The sequence below is a fragment of the Synechocystis sp. LKSZ1 genome, assembly GCF_040436315.1.
Classification (GTDB): Bacteria; Cyanobacteriota; Cyanobacteriia; order Cyanobacteriales; family Microcystaceae; genus Synechocystis.
Genome location: NZ_AP031572.1, coordinates 2,243,752 through 2,258,579 on the forward strand (window position 1 = coordinate 2,243,752; position 14,828 = coordinate 2,258,579).

The 14,828-nt window shown below is 53.2% G+C and carries 13 protein-coding genes; 7 read left to right on the top strand and 6 right to left on the bottom strand.

The genetic code is table 11. From position 1 onward, the window contains the following. Positions 1–2 precede the first annotated feature (2 nt). On the bottom strand, positions 3–521 hold the full coding sequence (locus ABXS88_RS10295; RefSeq protein ID WP_353671957.1) for an alpha/beta hydrolase: 519 nt from the start codon (positions 519–521) through the stop codon (positions 3–5). Positions 522–601: 80 nt separating this feature from the next. Between ABXS88_RS10295 and ABXS88_RS10300 the strand changes: the two genes are divergently transcribed. Further along, positions 602–1,042 (top strand): PPC domain-containing protein, encoded by a 441-nt coding sequence (locus ABXS88_RS10300; protein ID WP_353671958.1) that lies wholly within the window; start codon positions 602–604, stop codon positions 1,040–1,042. A 122-nt stretch (positions 1,043–1,164) separates the two neighbouring features. Here the strand turns inward: ABXS88_RS10300 and rfbC are convergent, their stop codons facing one another. Then, the gene (gene rfbC, locus ABXS88_RS10305) at positions 1,165–1,710 is read right to left on the bottom strand and encodes a dTDP-4-dehydrorhamnose 3,5-epimerase (protein WP_353671959.1); all 546 of its coding nucleotides are present in this window, start codon (positions 1,708–1,710) and stop codon (positions 1,165–1,167) included. A 75-nt stretch (positions 1,711–1,785) separates the two neighbouring features. Between rfbC and ABXS88_RS10310 the strand changes: the two genes are divergently transcribed. Continuing rightward, positions 1,786–2,148 carry a TIGR03792 family protein gene (locus ABXS88_RS10310; RefSeq protein WP_353671960.1) on the top strand — a complete coding sequence of 121 codons (363 nt, stop codon included), beginning with the start codon at positions 1,786–1,788 and terminating at the stop codon, positions 2,146–2,148. Here ABXS88_RS10310 and ABXS88_RS10315 read toward each other — a convergent pair. From ABXS88_RS10315 to pheT, 3 genes are all read right to left on the bottom strand, one after another. Further along, complete coding sequence (locus ABXS88_RS10315; RefSeq protein ID WP_353671961.1) at positions 2,108–2,800, bottom strand: hypothetical protein; 693 nt, start codon at positions 2,798–2,800, stop codon at positions 2,108–2,110. The genes ABXS88_RS10310 and ABXS88_RS10315 overlap by 41 nt on opposite strands. A 3-nt stretch (positions 2,801–2,803) precedes the next feature. Next, on the bottom strand, positions 2,804–3,274 hold the full coding sequence (locus ABXS88_RS10320; protein ID WP_353671962.1) for a hypothetical protein: 471 nt from the start codon (positions 3,272–3,274) through the stop codon (positions 2,804–2,806). Positions 3,275–3,387: 113 nt separating this feature from the next. Beyond that, on the bottom strand, positions 3,388–5,820 hold the full coding sequence (gene pheT / locus ABXS88_RS10325) for a phenylalanine--tRNA ligase subunit beta (RefSeq protein WP_353671963.1): 2,433 nt from the start codon (positions 5,818–5,820) through the stop codon (positions 3,388–3,390). A 307-nt stretch (positions 5,821–6,127) separates the two neighbouring features. Here pheT and ABXS88_RS10330 point away from each other — a divergent pair, with 307 nt between their 5' ends. From ABXS88_RS10330 to pruA, 4 genes are all read left to right on the top strand, one after another. Beyond that, entirely contained in the window at positions 6,128–7,834 is a 1,707-nt protein-coding gene (locus ABXS88_RS10330; RefSeq protein ID WP_353671964.1) for a serine/threonine-protein kinase, read from the top strand. 99 nt (positions 7,835–7,933) lie between these two features. Then, the gene (locus ABXS88_RS10335) at positions 7,934–9,280 is read left to right on the top strand and encodes an NAD(P)/FAD-dependent oxidoreductase (RefSeq protein ID WP_353671965.1); all 1,347 of its coding nucleotides are present in this window, start codon (positions 7,934–7,936) and stop codon (positions 9,278–9,280) included. 40 nt (positions 9,281–9,320) lie between these two features. Then, complete coding sequence (gene petG, locus ABXS88_RS10340; protein WP_353671966.1) at positions 9,321–9,437, top strand: cytochrome b6-f complex subunit V; 117 nt, start codon at positions 9,321–9,323, stop codon at positions 9,435–9,437. Positions 9,438–9,622: 185 nt separating this feature from the next. Beyond that, entirely contained in the window at positions 9,623–12,595 is a 2,973-nt protein-coding gene (gene pruA, locus ABXS88_RS10345; protein WP_353671967.1) for an L-glutamate gamma-semialdehyde dehydrogenase, read from the top strand. Positions 12,596–12,653: 58 nt separating this feature from the next. Here pruA and rsmI read toward each other — a convergent pair whose 3' ends face one another. Then, entirely contained in the window at positions 12,654–13,487 is an 834-nt protein-coding gene (gene rsmI, locus ABXS88_RS10350) for a 16S rRNA (cytidine(1402)-2'-O)-methyltransferase (protein WP_353671968.1), read from the bottom strand. A 26-nt stretch (positions 13,488–13,513) separates the two neighbouring features. Here rsmI and ABXS88_RS10355 point away from each other — a divergent pair, with 26 nt between their 5' ends. Next, entirely contained in the window at positions 13,514–14,728 is a 1,215-nt protein-coding gene (locus ABXS88_RS10355; RefSeq protein ID WP_353671969.1) for a family 10 glycosylhydrolase, read from the top strand. The last annotated feature ends 100 nt before the right edge of the window (positions 14,729–14,828 follow it).

Here is a 14,828-nt window from a genome sequence, read left to right on the forward strand (position 1 = left end):
GATCAGAAAGGGAGTTTAGACAAACTGGCTTCCATGCTCTTGAATTGTTGGTATAGTTCCATCAGGCGATCGCCATTGACGTACAATTCCTGGGTGGGGTAATTTTCCAGAATTTCAATCACCTGTACCTGATTGTCATTGACGGCAGAGGTAATCAAGGCTCCGCGTAGAGCCTCAGGGCTGGCTTTCTGGGAAGGCGTATGGAACACCTCGCTAATTTGCCCCAATAGATATTGACCGAGAAAACCGTTCAGCACTTGGGATAATAATTCAGGACTGGCCTGTACGGATTGATTGAGCCAATGCCGCAGGTCTTCCGGTTGCTTCTTTGCTAGCGCCAGATAACCGGCTAGACGAGGAGAGACTTCGCCGCTACGACTCAGTTGACTTAAATCCTGAACCGGGATGGATTCTTGCAAGATACTGTAGCGGAGTACGATTTGTTCGGCTCCTAAACTCGGAGACCCAAGGCCAACGGTTAAGCCAAACCCGATGAGCAATGACCACCATGGATAACGCATCTACACCTCCTCAAACTTGAGGCCATTACAACGCTTTCTATAATCAAGGGAGTGTCCATTCTACGCTAGGATTGCTCAAATTGGTTATACGTTTCCGCTGGTGGGGTTTAGGGCTAGGTCTTAGCTTCTGTACTTGCTTTCTTGCTCCCGTTCAGGCCCAAACGGCCCTCTATCAGCCCTTACCTTTGGCCCTCAACCAAACCCTGACGGATGTGCTTTCTCCCCAGGATATTCCCACCGGCGAAGGGGGCTTCGCGCGGGATTACCAAGTCCAACTCCAGGCCAACGACCAGATTGTAATTGATTTGCAGTCGAACGAATTTGATACGGTGCTCGTGCTCATCGCTGCCGATGGTTCCACGGTCGGGGCCAACGATGATAGCCCCGAGGGCGGCAGTAACTCTCTGCTGTTTGCTCGCATTCAAGAAGCGGGCCGCTATATTGTCCGGGTACGAACTTTTGGCCTGGCCGGGGGGGGCCGCTTTAATCTCAAGGTAACTCGTCTCCGGCCGATGGATTAGACCGACAGAGATCAATCAATACCCGACGACCTAAAACGGGGAAACCGAATTGAAGAAGGGTAGGACATTTCCCAGGATTAGTGGGTTTTAGGGCCTTGCAACGTATCGAGACTTGCACCCGTCTACACAAAGACCTCGGCACTTTTAAACCATTGGCCCTGTTGGTCTTTCTGCGACAGAATCGGGGGAACTGGGCATTGCCAATCAATGGCCAAATCCGGATCATCCCAGCGAATCGTACGTTCAGCCTCTGCACAATAGTAGTTAGTGGTTTTATAGAGAAAATCAGCGCTGGGAGAGAGTACTAGAAAACCATGGGCAAAACCCTCAGGAATCCAGAATTGTCGCTTATTTTCAGCGCTTAAAACACAACTGGCCCACTGGCCAAAGGTTGGAGAAGAGCGACGTAGATCAACGGCTACATCAAGAACTTCTCCTGTCACAACTCTCACCAGCTTTCCTTGGGGGGAGGTAATTTGGTAATGCAGGCCCCTCAGTACTCCCTGGCGAGAATGGGAGTGATTATCTTGCACAAAATGAGGGGCAAATCCAAGGGACTTGGCTAAGGTTTTTTCATTGTAGCTTTCTAAAAAAAAGCCCCGCTCATCTTCATAGACTTTAGGCTCTAAAATTACAGCATCTGGAATCTTAGTGGGAATGACATGCATAAAAAATAGGCATTTTATGGATCTGAGTTTACAATACAAATAATATAGATTACCTGAATTATATAAATACTAACGATGGTAATTGAGTGGTTAAAATTTCACGTCCCACCGACCCTACAGATGTATTTTGTGGAACAGGATTTGGCCCACTGGACTCAGGCCCTGTCTACTCAACCTGGCTTTGTCAGCAAGGAAGTCTGGCTTAATCCAGCCCAGTCCGATGAAATTGTTCTGATTATTCGTTGGCGTACCCGTCAGCAATGGAAGGCGATTTGTCCGAACCTTTTGGCCCAGATCGAGGCCAATTTTTGCCAAGCAGTGGGAGCCGATAACTACTGCATGGTAGAGGCGGGAGAATACGAAATCCATAAACTTCCCCACCTCCATGTCACGGCCCCTAGAGCTGAATCTGAAACTCCCCTAGGGACGGCTGGCTAGGAAAATCATCATCTTGGGCCACCGTGGGAATGGGCAGGTCTTCAACCTGGATTTGTTGCCGCTGGCTTTCACTAAGGGTAATTGGGGCCAAAACACCTGCGGGATTGAGTTGGTAGGCTTCCACCACTAGATCCGTGGGACAACAGGGGGGGTCGGTCGGCTTCGGTCTGAGTAGGGTCACCCGGACTTGGCCCCCTTTCACGCTGAGGGACTGAACCCTAACCCGGTCACCAAGTCTGTAGGTATCAACATTACTCAAACCATTACCTTGAATGGTCACTACTGCTAAGTACATAAAAGTACTATCACCGCCGTTGTTGAGGGCCAAAATCACCGCCGCATCCTGGCTGCCATCCTGGTTGATGTCTCCGAGCGCAATGGGAGGAATCAGCGTCAGTGTCGTATTTCCCTGCTGGAGGGTGCCATTGCTTAGGGTAAAGGTTCCTTGTTGGGACAGGGTGTAGGTGGCATTTTTCAAAGCCTGGAGTGTTAGGGGCGATGCCGGACTCTGGGCGACTGCCGAGGCCAGGGCCGGTTGGGAATTTTCCAATCCGAGCGTCAAACCCCCCAGGCCAAAGGTGGCCCAAAAAACGCCGGCTATTAAACCCTGGAGTCCCCGACCCATGGAAGAGGTTGAAGATAGCTTCTGCATGGCCTATTCCCAAAAAAGGTTACTATCACGGGCAGTGCAAACCATTTGACGATTGTTAGCCAAAGCGTTCATCCAATCCTTCATATTGCTTTGGCTCCCCGTGCCCTTGATCCAATAGACAGTCAACAGATTAAAGGTTTCACTGGATTCACAGGAAAAGGATAAACTGCCGTCGGGAATCGTGGGAATATTTTGGGCACACTGCCAGTCCGAATTGGCATTCATCAGTTGCTGGAGACCTTTAATATCCTTTGTTTCAACCGCAACTTCTTTATCTTGGTAGCGACAAACCCAGGTGAGCAATTGAGTGGGGTCATTATCAACATCATCCAATCCGGGTTGTTTTAGAACAGGTTGTACGGCAGGGATTTGATCGCCAGGAGCGACTTGGGCATGGAGAGGAGAGAACACCGCTCCCCCCATCGTCGTCAAGAGGGCCGCCAAGGCCCCCGGCCAAAGAAAAAATGTTTTCATAGGAGGCGTAAATAATGATACCTGGCACCTAGCCTAGCATCAAATATCGATGGACTTGCCCAAAGGTTTTTAAGGATTTGTATCAGTCGGCCCTATTTCCTGGCAAGGAAACATTAACTCCGGAGGGTAACAGCGAATTCCGCCTTGAGGGCCGCTCGAATTTGGTTGTGAACGGGCTCTACATCCTCATCGGTTAGGGTTCGATCCTGGAGACGATAGGCCAGGCTAAAGGCCAGACTGCGTTGGCCCGAGGGAACGGCCTCGCCCCGGTAATCATCAAAGAGTTCGACGCCGGCTAAAAGTTTACCTCCGGCTTTGGTCATCACCCGAGTCAGGTCTGCCACTGTCAGGTCGAGGGGGGCAAACAGGGCCAAATCCCTTTCCACGGCGGGATAGGCAGAATAGGCCTGAAAATGGGGAATACTGCCTTGGGGAGTCATTAGGACGGCTGTGAGAATATCCAAGCGAAGTTCAAAGCCATAAACCGCCTCGATCAGGTCTCGTTCTTGCCGGAGTTGGGGATGGAGTTGGCCAAAATAGCCCAAGGCCTGGCCCTTGAGCCAGAGGGAAGCGGTGCGGCCGGGATGAAGCCGACTATCTTTTTGATCGGGTTGATATTCTACGCTCAGGCCTAAACGGGTAAAAACTTGCTCAAGCAGTCCCTTGGCTTCGTACCAAGTCATGGGGGCTGGTTTTCCTCCCCGTTGCCAGCGACCTTGGGGAAATAATTCTCCCCCCAGAATCCCCGCCACTACCTCGGCTTCTTGAATGCCCTGGTTATCCTGCCAGAAAATCCGCCCGATTTCAAAGCCATTGAGGGCGCCATTGCCCTGGGCTAGATTGTAGGCCAAGGCATCGATTAGGCCGTCCAACAGATTGGTGCGCAGGGCCGAGTATTCTGCCAACAGGGGATTGGCTAAAACCACCTCCCGGCCCTGGGGCTTAACCAAGGAATAGTGCACTACTTCCGTCAACCCAACCCCGCGAAAGGCCTCTCGTACCAAGCGTTCCCGTTGATAGGCTAAAGACAGGCCCCCAGCTAGAGTTTGGGGCGGCAGTTGATCGACAAAATGGTCATAGCCGTAGAGTCGGGCCACCTCTTCAATCAAGTCAATTTCTCGTTCAATATCTCGCTGGCGGTAAGATGGCACCAGCACCGACCAAGTTAGGGGGGTTTGGCTTAGAGGCGTCAGTTGACAGCCCAGATCCATTAGAATCCGCTCAATCTCTTCTCCGGTCAGAGAACCCAGACCCGTATCCTTTTGTACAGGGCCGAGGATGGCATTAAGACGATCTAACCGTAGGGTAATCGCCGTTGAGGCAAGACGGGGCCGGGCATCGGCTTGGCTTTGCTGAATGGGTTGGCCTCCGGCCAGTTCCGTGATGAGATGGATGGCCCGTGCTAGGGCCTGCTCTAGTTCGCACTGGTTAACTCCCCGCTCATAACGGGTGGAGGATTCACTGCGGAGGTTCTGGGCCTTACTAGAACGGCGAATGGTGACCCCGTCAAACAGGGCCGACTCTAGAACAATATTTTGGGTTTGGGCGTGGACTTCCGTCTCGGCTCCCCCCATCACCCCAGCAATGGCCACAGGTTTATCCTGGATGGTAATCAGTAAGTTTTGCGGCGTCAGGGAACGTAATTGCTCATCAAGGGTTAACAAACTCTCCCCAGCCTGGGCAAAGCGGACTCCTAGCCTGAGATCCGGACTGCCGGCCAGGGCCTGTAAACGCTCCCGGTCAAAGGCGTGGAGGGGTTGGCCCCATTCCAGCAAGACATAATTGGTAATGTCAACCACATTATTAATCGGCCGTACCCCAGCGGCCTGGAGACGCTGTTGTAACCACGCAGGAGACGGCGCAATGGTAATCCCCTCCATTACTGTACCAATGTAGAGGGGACAGGCCGAAGGCTCTTGCACCTGAATCTTTAGATCATTGGCCTGGGCCACCGTTATTGACGGGATAGACGGCAAGGTTAAGCGGGCCCCCGTCAGGGCCGCTACTTCTCGGGCCACCCCGACCATACTCAAGGCATCGGCCCGATTGGCCGTGGGGCTAATATCTAGAATGACGTCATCCAAGCCCAGCAGGGGTCGTACATCCAAGCCTGGCGGGAGATTATTATCAGTAAAAATATGAATACCTGCGGAGGTTTTCTCCAAGCCCAGTTCCGCTAAAGAACAAATCATCCCCTCGGAACGTTCTCCTCGGAGCTTGGTGGGCTTTAACTTCAGGTCAATACAGGGAAGATAGGTTCCCACGAGGGCTACCGGCACAAAAATATCGGCTCTGACATTACTGGCCCCACAGACAATCTGTAGCGGTTCAGCAGCACCAACATCGACTCGACAGACGCTCAGCTTATCGGCATTGGGATGTTGGGCCCGTTCGAGAACCTTTCCGACCACAACCCCTTGGGCCCACTGACGACGGTCTTCTATCTCCTCTACTTCTAAACCGGCAATGGTTAGTAATTCGGCTAAAGCTTCTGGAGAAAGCGTCAGTTCAACAAGGGACGTGAGCCAGTTGACCGAGATACGCATAGCCTTTCATTACCTATCTTTCGTTGAGCGAGACTATTGTATCGTTAGTTGTGATAGCCTGGAAACAAGCGAGCGTCGCCCTTGGCGCCACTACATATCAAAAATATTAGATATTGAATCACTGCCCTTCGGCCATCCCGATCAACCTCGTAGTCAACGACCCCATCAACCGGCCATGGAAAAAGTTCCTTCCTCCGGGGGTGGTGATTCTCCCATGGTTTAGGGCATGTTTGATTAGGGGAAGTTACTAGCCTATTTTTCAGGGGCCAGGAACTTTTGTCAGACCATTAATCTTTGGTGATACGGAATGAGCTACTGCGTAAATCCCTCTTGCCCTCATCCTAAAAATCCCAACGACATCCAAGTATGCCAGGCCTGTGGTGGGAAGTTACGGCTGAATGGACGTTACCAAGTCTTGGGGCTGTTGGGAAAAGGGGGGTTTGGCGCGACCTTTGCCGCGGCCGATGTGGGACTGCCCGGTACCCCCATCTGTGTGGTCAAGCAATTACGTCCCGCCACGGATGATCCGAATATTTTCCGTATGGCCAAGGAACTCTTTGAGCGAGAAGCCCAGACCCTCGGCAAGGTGGGCGACCATCCTCAAGTGCCTCGCCTCCTCGACTACTTTGAAGAAGACCAGCAATTCTATCTCGTTCAAGAGTACGTTAAAGGTCATAACCTCCACCAAGAAGTCAAAAAAAATGGCCCCTTCACCGAAGGGAGTGTGAAACAGTTTTTGAGTGAACTAATGCCTGTTCTTAGCTACATTCACTCCCAGAAAGTCATCCACCGCGATATTAAGCCGGCCAACCTCATTCGACGCCAAACCGATCAAAAGTTGGTCTTGATTGACTTTGGTGCGGTTAAAAATGAAGTCAATACTATCTTGGCCGCTAACACCTCGGCTCAAACGGCCCTGACGGCTTTTGCGGTGGGGACGGCGGGGTTTGCTCCCCCAGAACAAATGGCCATGCGTCCAGTCTATGCCAGTGATATCTATGCCGTAGGCGTGACCTGTATTTACCTCCTCACCGGCCGGACGCCCAAGGACATTGAATGCAATCATCAAACCGGGGAGATGGACTGGGAACGCTACGTGACCGTCGGCGAATCCTTTGCGAAGGTACTTAAAAATATGCTGGAGTTATCAGTTCGTCATCGCTACAAAACTGCCCAACAGGTACTCGATGCCCTCAATATTCCAGCCTACGATGACGGCATGATGCAGGGGATGATTACGACGGGTTTTTTCAATCCCTCTAAGACAACGCAAGACCGGGATGAAACAGACCGGGCGGCGGCGGATCCCTCTACCGCCATGAATACAAGCTTCCGTCCCCCAGGTTCGGCCCTGAGCGGCATGAGTACCGGTATCAAAACCCGCACCCGTACGGGTGGACATCCTTCTCCTCCAACCCAATTTAACTTACCTCCCAGGACACCTGAGCGCCCAATGGCACCTAGGGCCGGTGGACTCAATGTTGGCGAAAACGTCAATGTTTCCATTAAACCGAATGCTCCCAAGGGTCATTCCAGTAAACGAGATCGTCGTGGGCAGGATCCAACAGCGAAAAAAGAGCCCGTTACCTGGAATAGCAAGGGGGTCTTGGGGGCCTACGAAAAAGGCCAGCGGGATTTTTCGGATCAAGACCTACGGGGCATCAGTTTACCCCGGGCCTTTTTACCGGGTCTCAACTGCTACGGCTCTGACCTAACCGGGGCTAACTTGAGCAATGCAAATCTCACCAATACTAATTTCGGCAAGGCAGTGTTGCAAAATGCCAATTTTCGGGATGCGGATCTGAGCGAAGCCTACTTTGGCTACGCCAATCTGGAGGGCGCAGACCTCCGGGGAACCCAGCTCACGGGGGCCAATTTTAAGTATGCCAACGTGCAGGGGGCCAACCTCTGCGGCGTCGATCTCAGTGGTGTCCAAATCACGATGGAGCAGGTTGCCCTAACCAAGACTAACTGGCGGACGATCATGCCCAACGGCAAGCGGGGATTATGGTAACCCTAGTAGTCTCTGCTACCTTCATGCCTCAGGAGGCTGGCTAGGATAGGGGCAACCCAGCCTTAGTCCTTTCCTTGGGCTACATTGATTGGAGCAACTATGTGCCCTTCGTTTTCCCCCCAGCCCCCCCAAGTTGTGATCGTTGGCGGTGGTTTTGCCGGCCTGTATACCGCCCAGGGTCTTAAACAGGCCCCCGTCCAAGTCACCCTCATCGACAAGCGCAACTTCCATCTTTTTCAGCCCCTGCTGTACCAAGTGGCCACGGGGAGTCTCTCGCCAGCGGATATTGCCTCTCCCCTGAGGGGCGTGCTCCAGAAGCAAGCCAACACTCAGATCTTGATGGATGAAGTGGTGGATATCGACCCCCAACACCGACAAGTGATTCTCCAGGGCCATGAACCCATTGCCTACGATATTCTGCTGGTTGCCACGGGCGTTAGCCATCATTACTTTGGTAATGACCAGTGGCGTTCGGTGGCCCCCGGCCTGAAAACCATTGAAGATGCCCTCGAGATACGCCGACGCATTTTTAGCGCCTTTGAAGCGGCAGAAAAGGAAACCGATCCCGAACGGCGTCAGGCCTGGCTCACCTTTGTGATCGTCGGTGCCGGGCCAACAGGGGTCGAATTAGCTGGGGCCATTGCCGAAATTGCCCATAGTTCCCTCAAAGGCAATTTCCACCGCATTGATACCAGTCAGGCCAAGATCCTGTTGGTGGAGGGTCTAGACCGAGTTTTGCCCCCCTATAAACCTGCGCTGTCGGCCCAAGCCGAACAGGACTTGGTAAAGTTGGGCGTTACCGTGCAAACCCAGAGCATCGTCACCCAAATCACCGAACAGAGCGTTACCCTGCGCCAAGGAGAAGCAGAGCGCATGATTCCGACCCAAACCGTGCTCTGGGCCGCTGGGGTTAAGGCCTCTTCCCTCGGGCAAGTCCTAGCGGAACGGACTGGGGTTTCCCTCGACCGAGTCGGACGGGTCATCGTTAATCCAGACCTCAGCCTCCCCAACTATCCCAATATTTTTGTGTTAGGCGATCTAGCCCATTTTGCCCATCAGGGCCAAGGCCCTCTACCCGGCGTGGCCCCCGTGGCCATGCAACAGGCCGCCTACCTAGCCCGCTATCTACCCCAGCGATTAACGGGTGAGGCTGTCCCCCCCTTCCAGTACCACGATTACGGTAGCTTGGCGGTCATTGGCCAAAATAAAGCCGTGGTGGATCTGGGTTTTGCCCAATTTACCGGCCTCTTAGCCTGGATGATCTGGGTCTGGGCCCACATTTACTATCTCATTGAATTTGATAATAAGTTGATTGTGATGGTTCAGTGGGGTTGGAACTACTTTACTCGGGGAAGAGGGGCTCGCTTAATTACCGGAGAAAGTTCTCCGTTATCTCCGACGCTCCGTGAGCCATCCACCCTAGATAAAACCGTGGCGGCGCGGTAATCTAGGAGAGTTAATCAAAAAACTTCGGGAGACACTGTTAATGATCGAGCCTCTGTTGTTAGGGATTGTTTTAGGACTGATTCCCGTTACCCTCGCGGGCCTGTTTGTCGCCGCCTACCTACAATACAAACGCGGTAATCAGTTCGATCTAGGTTAAAAACCTCACCTCGTTAATAGATCTAGTTGATAAGGTTCGGCCTCTCTCCGCTTGTCTCAGCGGTTAGGGGCCTTTTCAATGATGCAGAATCTGCAATCTTGAATGCAGAGTAAGAGAACACAAGGACTGGGCTAAGATCAAACACGATAGGGAACCCTCAAATACCGCCTGGAGGCCGATACATCGTGGTTGCAAACGCTCAGTTACCCCAGACCTATGAAGCCCAAACCCAAGCCATCGCCCGCGAGCTATTGGCCCAATCTCGGCAAAAACGCTCCCTTTGGGACAAAATTGGCGATAATCTCCGTCTTGATGAACACCTTCTAGACTGGGCCATGGAACATCCCGGCCTACGCCTCCAGCTTTTTCGCTTTATCGATTGCTTGCCTTCCCTGCAAAGCAAAACGGAAATTGCCCACCACCTGCAACAGTATTTAGGCAAAGAACAGGTGGAATTGCCCGGGCCCTTAAAAAATATCCTCAACTTTACCGATGCCCAATCGGGGCCGGCCCAGGCCGCCGCGGGCCTGATCAGCAAGGCTACGGAGATCCTAGCCTTCAAATACATTGCCGGAGAAACCATTCCTCAAGTCCTTAAAGCTGTCGAACGTCTCCGCAAGGAAAAAATGGGATTCACCATTGATCTCCTCGGAGAAGCCGTGATCACCGAAACTGAGGCCCAGGCCTACTACCAGAGCTATCTTGACCTAATGACGGAGTTAACGGAAAAAACTCGACCTTGGTCTACGGTGCCGGCCATTGACCAGGCCGAGGAAGAAACCCTCCCCCGTGTACAAGTGTCCGTCAAGTTAACCGCCTTCTATTCCCAATTCGACCCCCTCGATCCCGAAGGCAGTCAGGCTAAAGTCTGTGACCGCATCCGGGCCCTGCTCCGTCATGCCCAGGAATTGGGAGTTGCCGTTCACTTTGATATGGAACAGTATGCCTATAAGGATTTAATTCTCAATATCCTCAAGGATCTGTTGGTGGAAGAAGAATTTCGGTCGCGGACGGATATTGGCATTACGCTCCAGGCCTATCTGCGGGATTCCCTCTCGGATCTCCAGGGCCTGATTCCCTGGGCTAAGCATCGGGGCTATCCAATTACCGTGCGATTGGTGAAGGGGGCCTACTGGGATCAAGAAACGATCAAGGCCCAGCAAAACCATTGGCCGATCCCGGTCTATTGCGAAAAGGCCCAAACCGATGCCAATTACGAGGCCATGACCCAATTATTGCTGGAAAACCACGAATATCTCTACGCCGCCATCGCCAGTCATAATGTGCGTTCCCAGGCCCATGCCTGCGCCATTGCCGAGCAGTTAAGTATTCCCCGCCGTCGCTTTGAATGCCAAGTCCTCTACGGCATGGGAGATAACCTGGCCAAGGCCCTAGTTAAACGCGGCCATCGGGTGCGGGTCTATGCGCCCTACGGTAAACTCTTGCCGGGCATGGCCTACTTGATTCGACGGTTACTAGAAAATACGGCTAATAGTTCTTTTCTGCGCCAAAGCCTGGAGGAGCGACCTGTTGAGGAATTGATCGCCCCGCCCCAGATTAAGGGTCTCGATACCCTACCCAGTCCTGGCTACCCTAACGTCGCTGATACGGACTACGCTCAGACTGATCTGAGAAATCAGGCCTTCCAGGCCCTGGCTCAAGTCCAACATCGTCTGGGCAAGACCTATCTGCCTTTAATCAACGGACAATACGTTAAAACTGAAACCACGTTAGATTCCGTTAATCCCTGCCGGCCCACGGAAATTATCGGCAAAGTGGGCCAAATTGACCTTGATCAAGCGGAACAGGCCATGGAAGCCGCTAAGGCCGCCTTTCCTAGCTGGAAGAATACCCCTGCAAAGGAACGGGCGATGATCCTGCACCGGGCCGCCGACCTCCTGGCCCAACGTCGCCATGAGTTGAATGCCTGGATTTGTTTAGAAGTGGGTAAAATTTTGCCCCAGGCCGATGCCGAAGTCTCCGAAGCCATTGATTTTTGTCGTTACTACGCCGAAGAAATGGAGCGCCTCAGTCACGGTATTCGCCTAGATGTAGCCGGCGAAACCAACTATTACCATTACCAACCCCGAGGCATTGCCGTCGTCATTGCCCCCTGGAATTTTCCCCTGGCCATTGCCATGGGCATGACCGTGGCGGCTCTGGTCACAGGAAACTGTGCCCTCCTAAAACCCGCTGCCACGTCCAGCGTGATCGCTGCCAAGATCACGGAGATCCTGGTGGAGGCCGGTATGCCTGCAGGGGTTTTTCAATTTGTGCCGGGGAAAGGTTCTGTCGTGGGCCATTATTTAGTCAACCATCCCGATGTGCATCTCATTGCCTTTACCGGCTCGCGAGAGGTGGGTTGTCGCATCTATGCCGATGCGGCGGTCTTGCAATCCGGCCAGCGTCACCTCAAACGAGTTATTGCCGAGATGGGGGGAAAAAACGCCATTATTGTTGATGAAAGTGCGGATCTCGACCAGGCCGTGGCAGGGGCAATTTATTCAGCCTTTGGTTATACTGGCCAAAAATGTTCCGCCTGCTCTCGCATTATCGTCCTCGATGCCGTTCACGATGCCTTTGTAGAACGCTTTGTCGAGGCGACCCGTTCCTTAAACATTGGCCCAACGGATTTACCCAGTACTCAGGTTGGCCCAGTGATTGATGCAGTGGCCCAACAGCGCATCCAAAGCTACATTTCCCAGGGCAAACAGGAAGCGGAGGTGGCCTGGGAAGGGCCAGTTCCTGAGGAAGGCTATTTTGTCAGCCCGACCATTTTCAAAAATGTTTCCCCCCAGGCCGTGATTGCCCAGGAAGAAATTTTTGGCCCAGTGGTGGCGATTATTCGCGTGGCCAGTTTTGCGGAGGCCCTCCAGGTTGCAAACGGTACCGACTACGCCTTAACTGGCGGCCTCTATTCCCGGACGCCTGACCACATCGACCAGGCCAACCAGGCCTTTGAGGTCGGCAATCTGTATATCAATCGGGGTATTACTGGAGCCATTGTTTCTCGACAACCCTTTGGCGGCTTTAAGCTTTCTGGGGTGGGTTCCAAGGCCGGTGGCCCTGACTACCTCCTGCAATTCCTAGAACCCCGCCATGTCAGTGAAAATATTCAGCGCCAGGGCTTCGCGCCCATTGAGGGGGCGGATCAGTAGACAACAGAGTCGTGGAGGCGGCCCTAGGGGTTCCTGTATATTTGCCTAGCGAACTTCTCTAGGCCTCTACATCCAAGCTCAGTTGATACAGTTGGCGGCGGGGTAATTGGGTTAACTGGGCCAGTTCACGGCTGGCCTGGGAACGACTGAGGCCTTGCTGGATCAAGGCCTGTAATTCCGCTTTTAACTGCTGTTCCGATAACAGGGGTTGCTCGGCCAAGGTCACACCGGCCAGCACCAGCACGAATTCTCCTCGGGGTTCTTGGTCTTGGTAATAAATCAGGGCCTGGCCAAGGTTGCCCCGCCAAAATTGCTCGTGGAGTTTGGTTAATTCCCTGGCTGTTACGATAGCCCGCTCGGGCCCGAGATGGTGCTCCAGATCGACTAGGGTTGTCAGCAGGCGGTGGGGGGCCTCGTAGAGGATGGTCGTGCGTTGTTCTTGCCGCAGACTGAGCAAACGGGTTTCCCGTGCCTGGCCCTTGGGGGGTAAAAAGCCTTCAAATACAAAGCGCTCAGTGGTTAAACCCGAAGCAATCAGGGCCGGAATCAAAGCCGTAGCGCCAGGTAGAGGAATAACTTCAAGGTTTTGGGCCAGACAGGCCTGTACCAGATCAGCCCCAGGGTCAGAAATACCGGGGGTTCCTGCATCCGTGACTAGGGCCAAGGATTTCCCGGCTTGCAGATGGGCCAACAGTTGAGGGAGACGGGATTGGCGATTGTGGTCGTGGTAGCTAATTTGAGGGGTGGTGATCTGGAAATGCTGGAGCAATTTCCCTGTATGGCGCGTATCCTCCGAGGCAATCAGTTCCACGCTCTGGAGCACTCGAATGGCCCGGAAGGTCATATCCTCTAAATTGCCGATGGGCGTTGGTACTAAATATAATTGACCCATATTTTTGAAGTAGACAAGCTTTCCCTATGATCCCATTCCCTTGGCGTTCTCTTCGTCTCTCCCGCTGGTGGGTCTGGGTTCTGGTGGCCCTTGCAAGTCTTGGACTGACGCTAGGATGGCAGTTGCAAACGCCCACTCCGGCAAGGGTTGCCCCCGTCTACGGAGTCTGGTTGACGAATGTGGACAGTCCCGTTCTCTACGATTCCCAACAACTAGCACCGGCGCTAACGGTCTTAGGGAAGGCTCACTTCAATACCCTCTATCCCACGGTTTGGAACGGTGGCCACACCCTCTATCCCAGTCCCATGGCTCAAACGAAGCTGGTGCAGGGCCAAGACCCTCAGCTTCAGGGCCGCGATCCCCTAGGGGAACTCATTCCCCTGGCCAGGGCCGAGAAAATGCGGGTCATCCCCTGGCTAGAATTTGGTTTTATGGCCCCGGCGGATTCCGAATTGGCCCGCCGCTATCCCCAATGGCTAACCCAACGTCAAGACGGTTCCAAAATCTGGCTCGAAGGGAAGGTACATGAACGGGTCTGGCTCAACCCCCTGCACTCCGAAGTCCAGGCCTGGATGACGGATTTAGCCCTGGAGTTACTGGCAAAGTATCCCATTGATGGACTTCAAGTCGATGATCATTGGGCCTACCCCGCCGACTTTGGCTACGATTCCTTGACCCTGGCTTTGTATCAAAAGGAGCACGCTGGCCAGGCGCCACCTCCTGCCCCGGCCCTAGACCCCAACCAAAATTGCCTAGTGGCTGACCCCCAGTGGCAAGAATGGGTACAGTGGCGGGCCGATAAAATGACCCAAGCCTTTGAGCAATGGGTTCAGGCCCTCAAGGCCCGTCGTCCCGGCCTGGTGATTTCCGTTTCCCCCAATCCCCAAACTTTTTCTAAAAATTGTTTTCTCCTCGATTGGCAGGCCTGGCAGGAAAAAACCTTAGTCGATGAACTGGCCCTGCAAGTTTATCGTTCTCAGCTTGCTAGCTTTCAAGCCGAACTCCAGCAACCAGAAGTCCAGGCCACTAAGGCCAAAATTCCCGTCATCGTCGGTATTTTAGCGGGCCTCAAGGGCCGTCCCGTTCCCCTAGAGCCATTGCAGGCCCAGATCCAATGGGCTCAGCGTCAAGGCTTTGCGGGGGTATCCTTCTTTTTCTATGAAAGTCTCTGGAATTTTGGGCCCGAGGCCCCAGAGACACGCCAGCAGGCCCTGGAAACCTGGTTACAGCCGCAGGTCTAAATTTTTTGCTCATTGCTAACCGCAACTCGAGGGGAAAAATTGGGAAAATTAGACATACCGTTGGCATCGGCTAACCCCATCCTATGCTTGTCTACCCTAT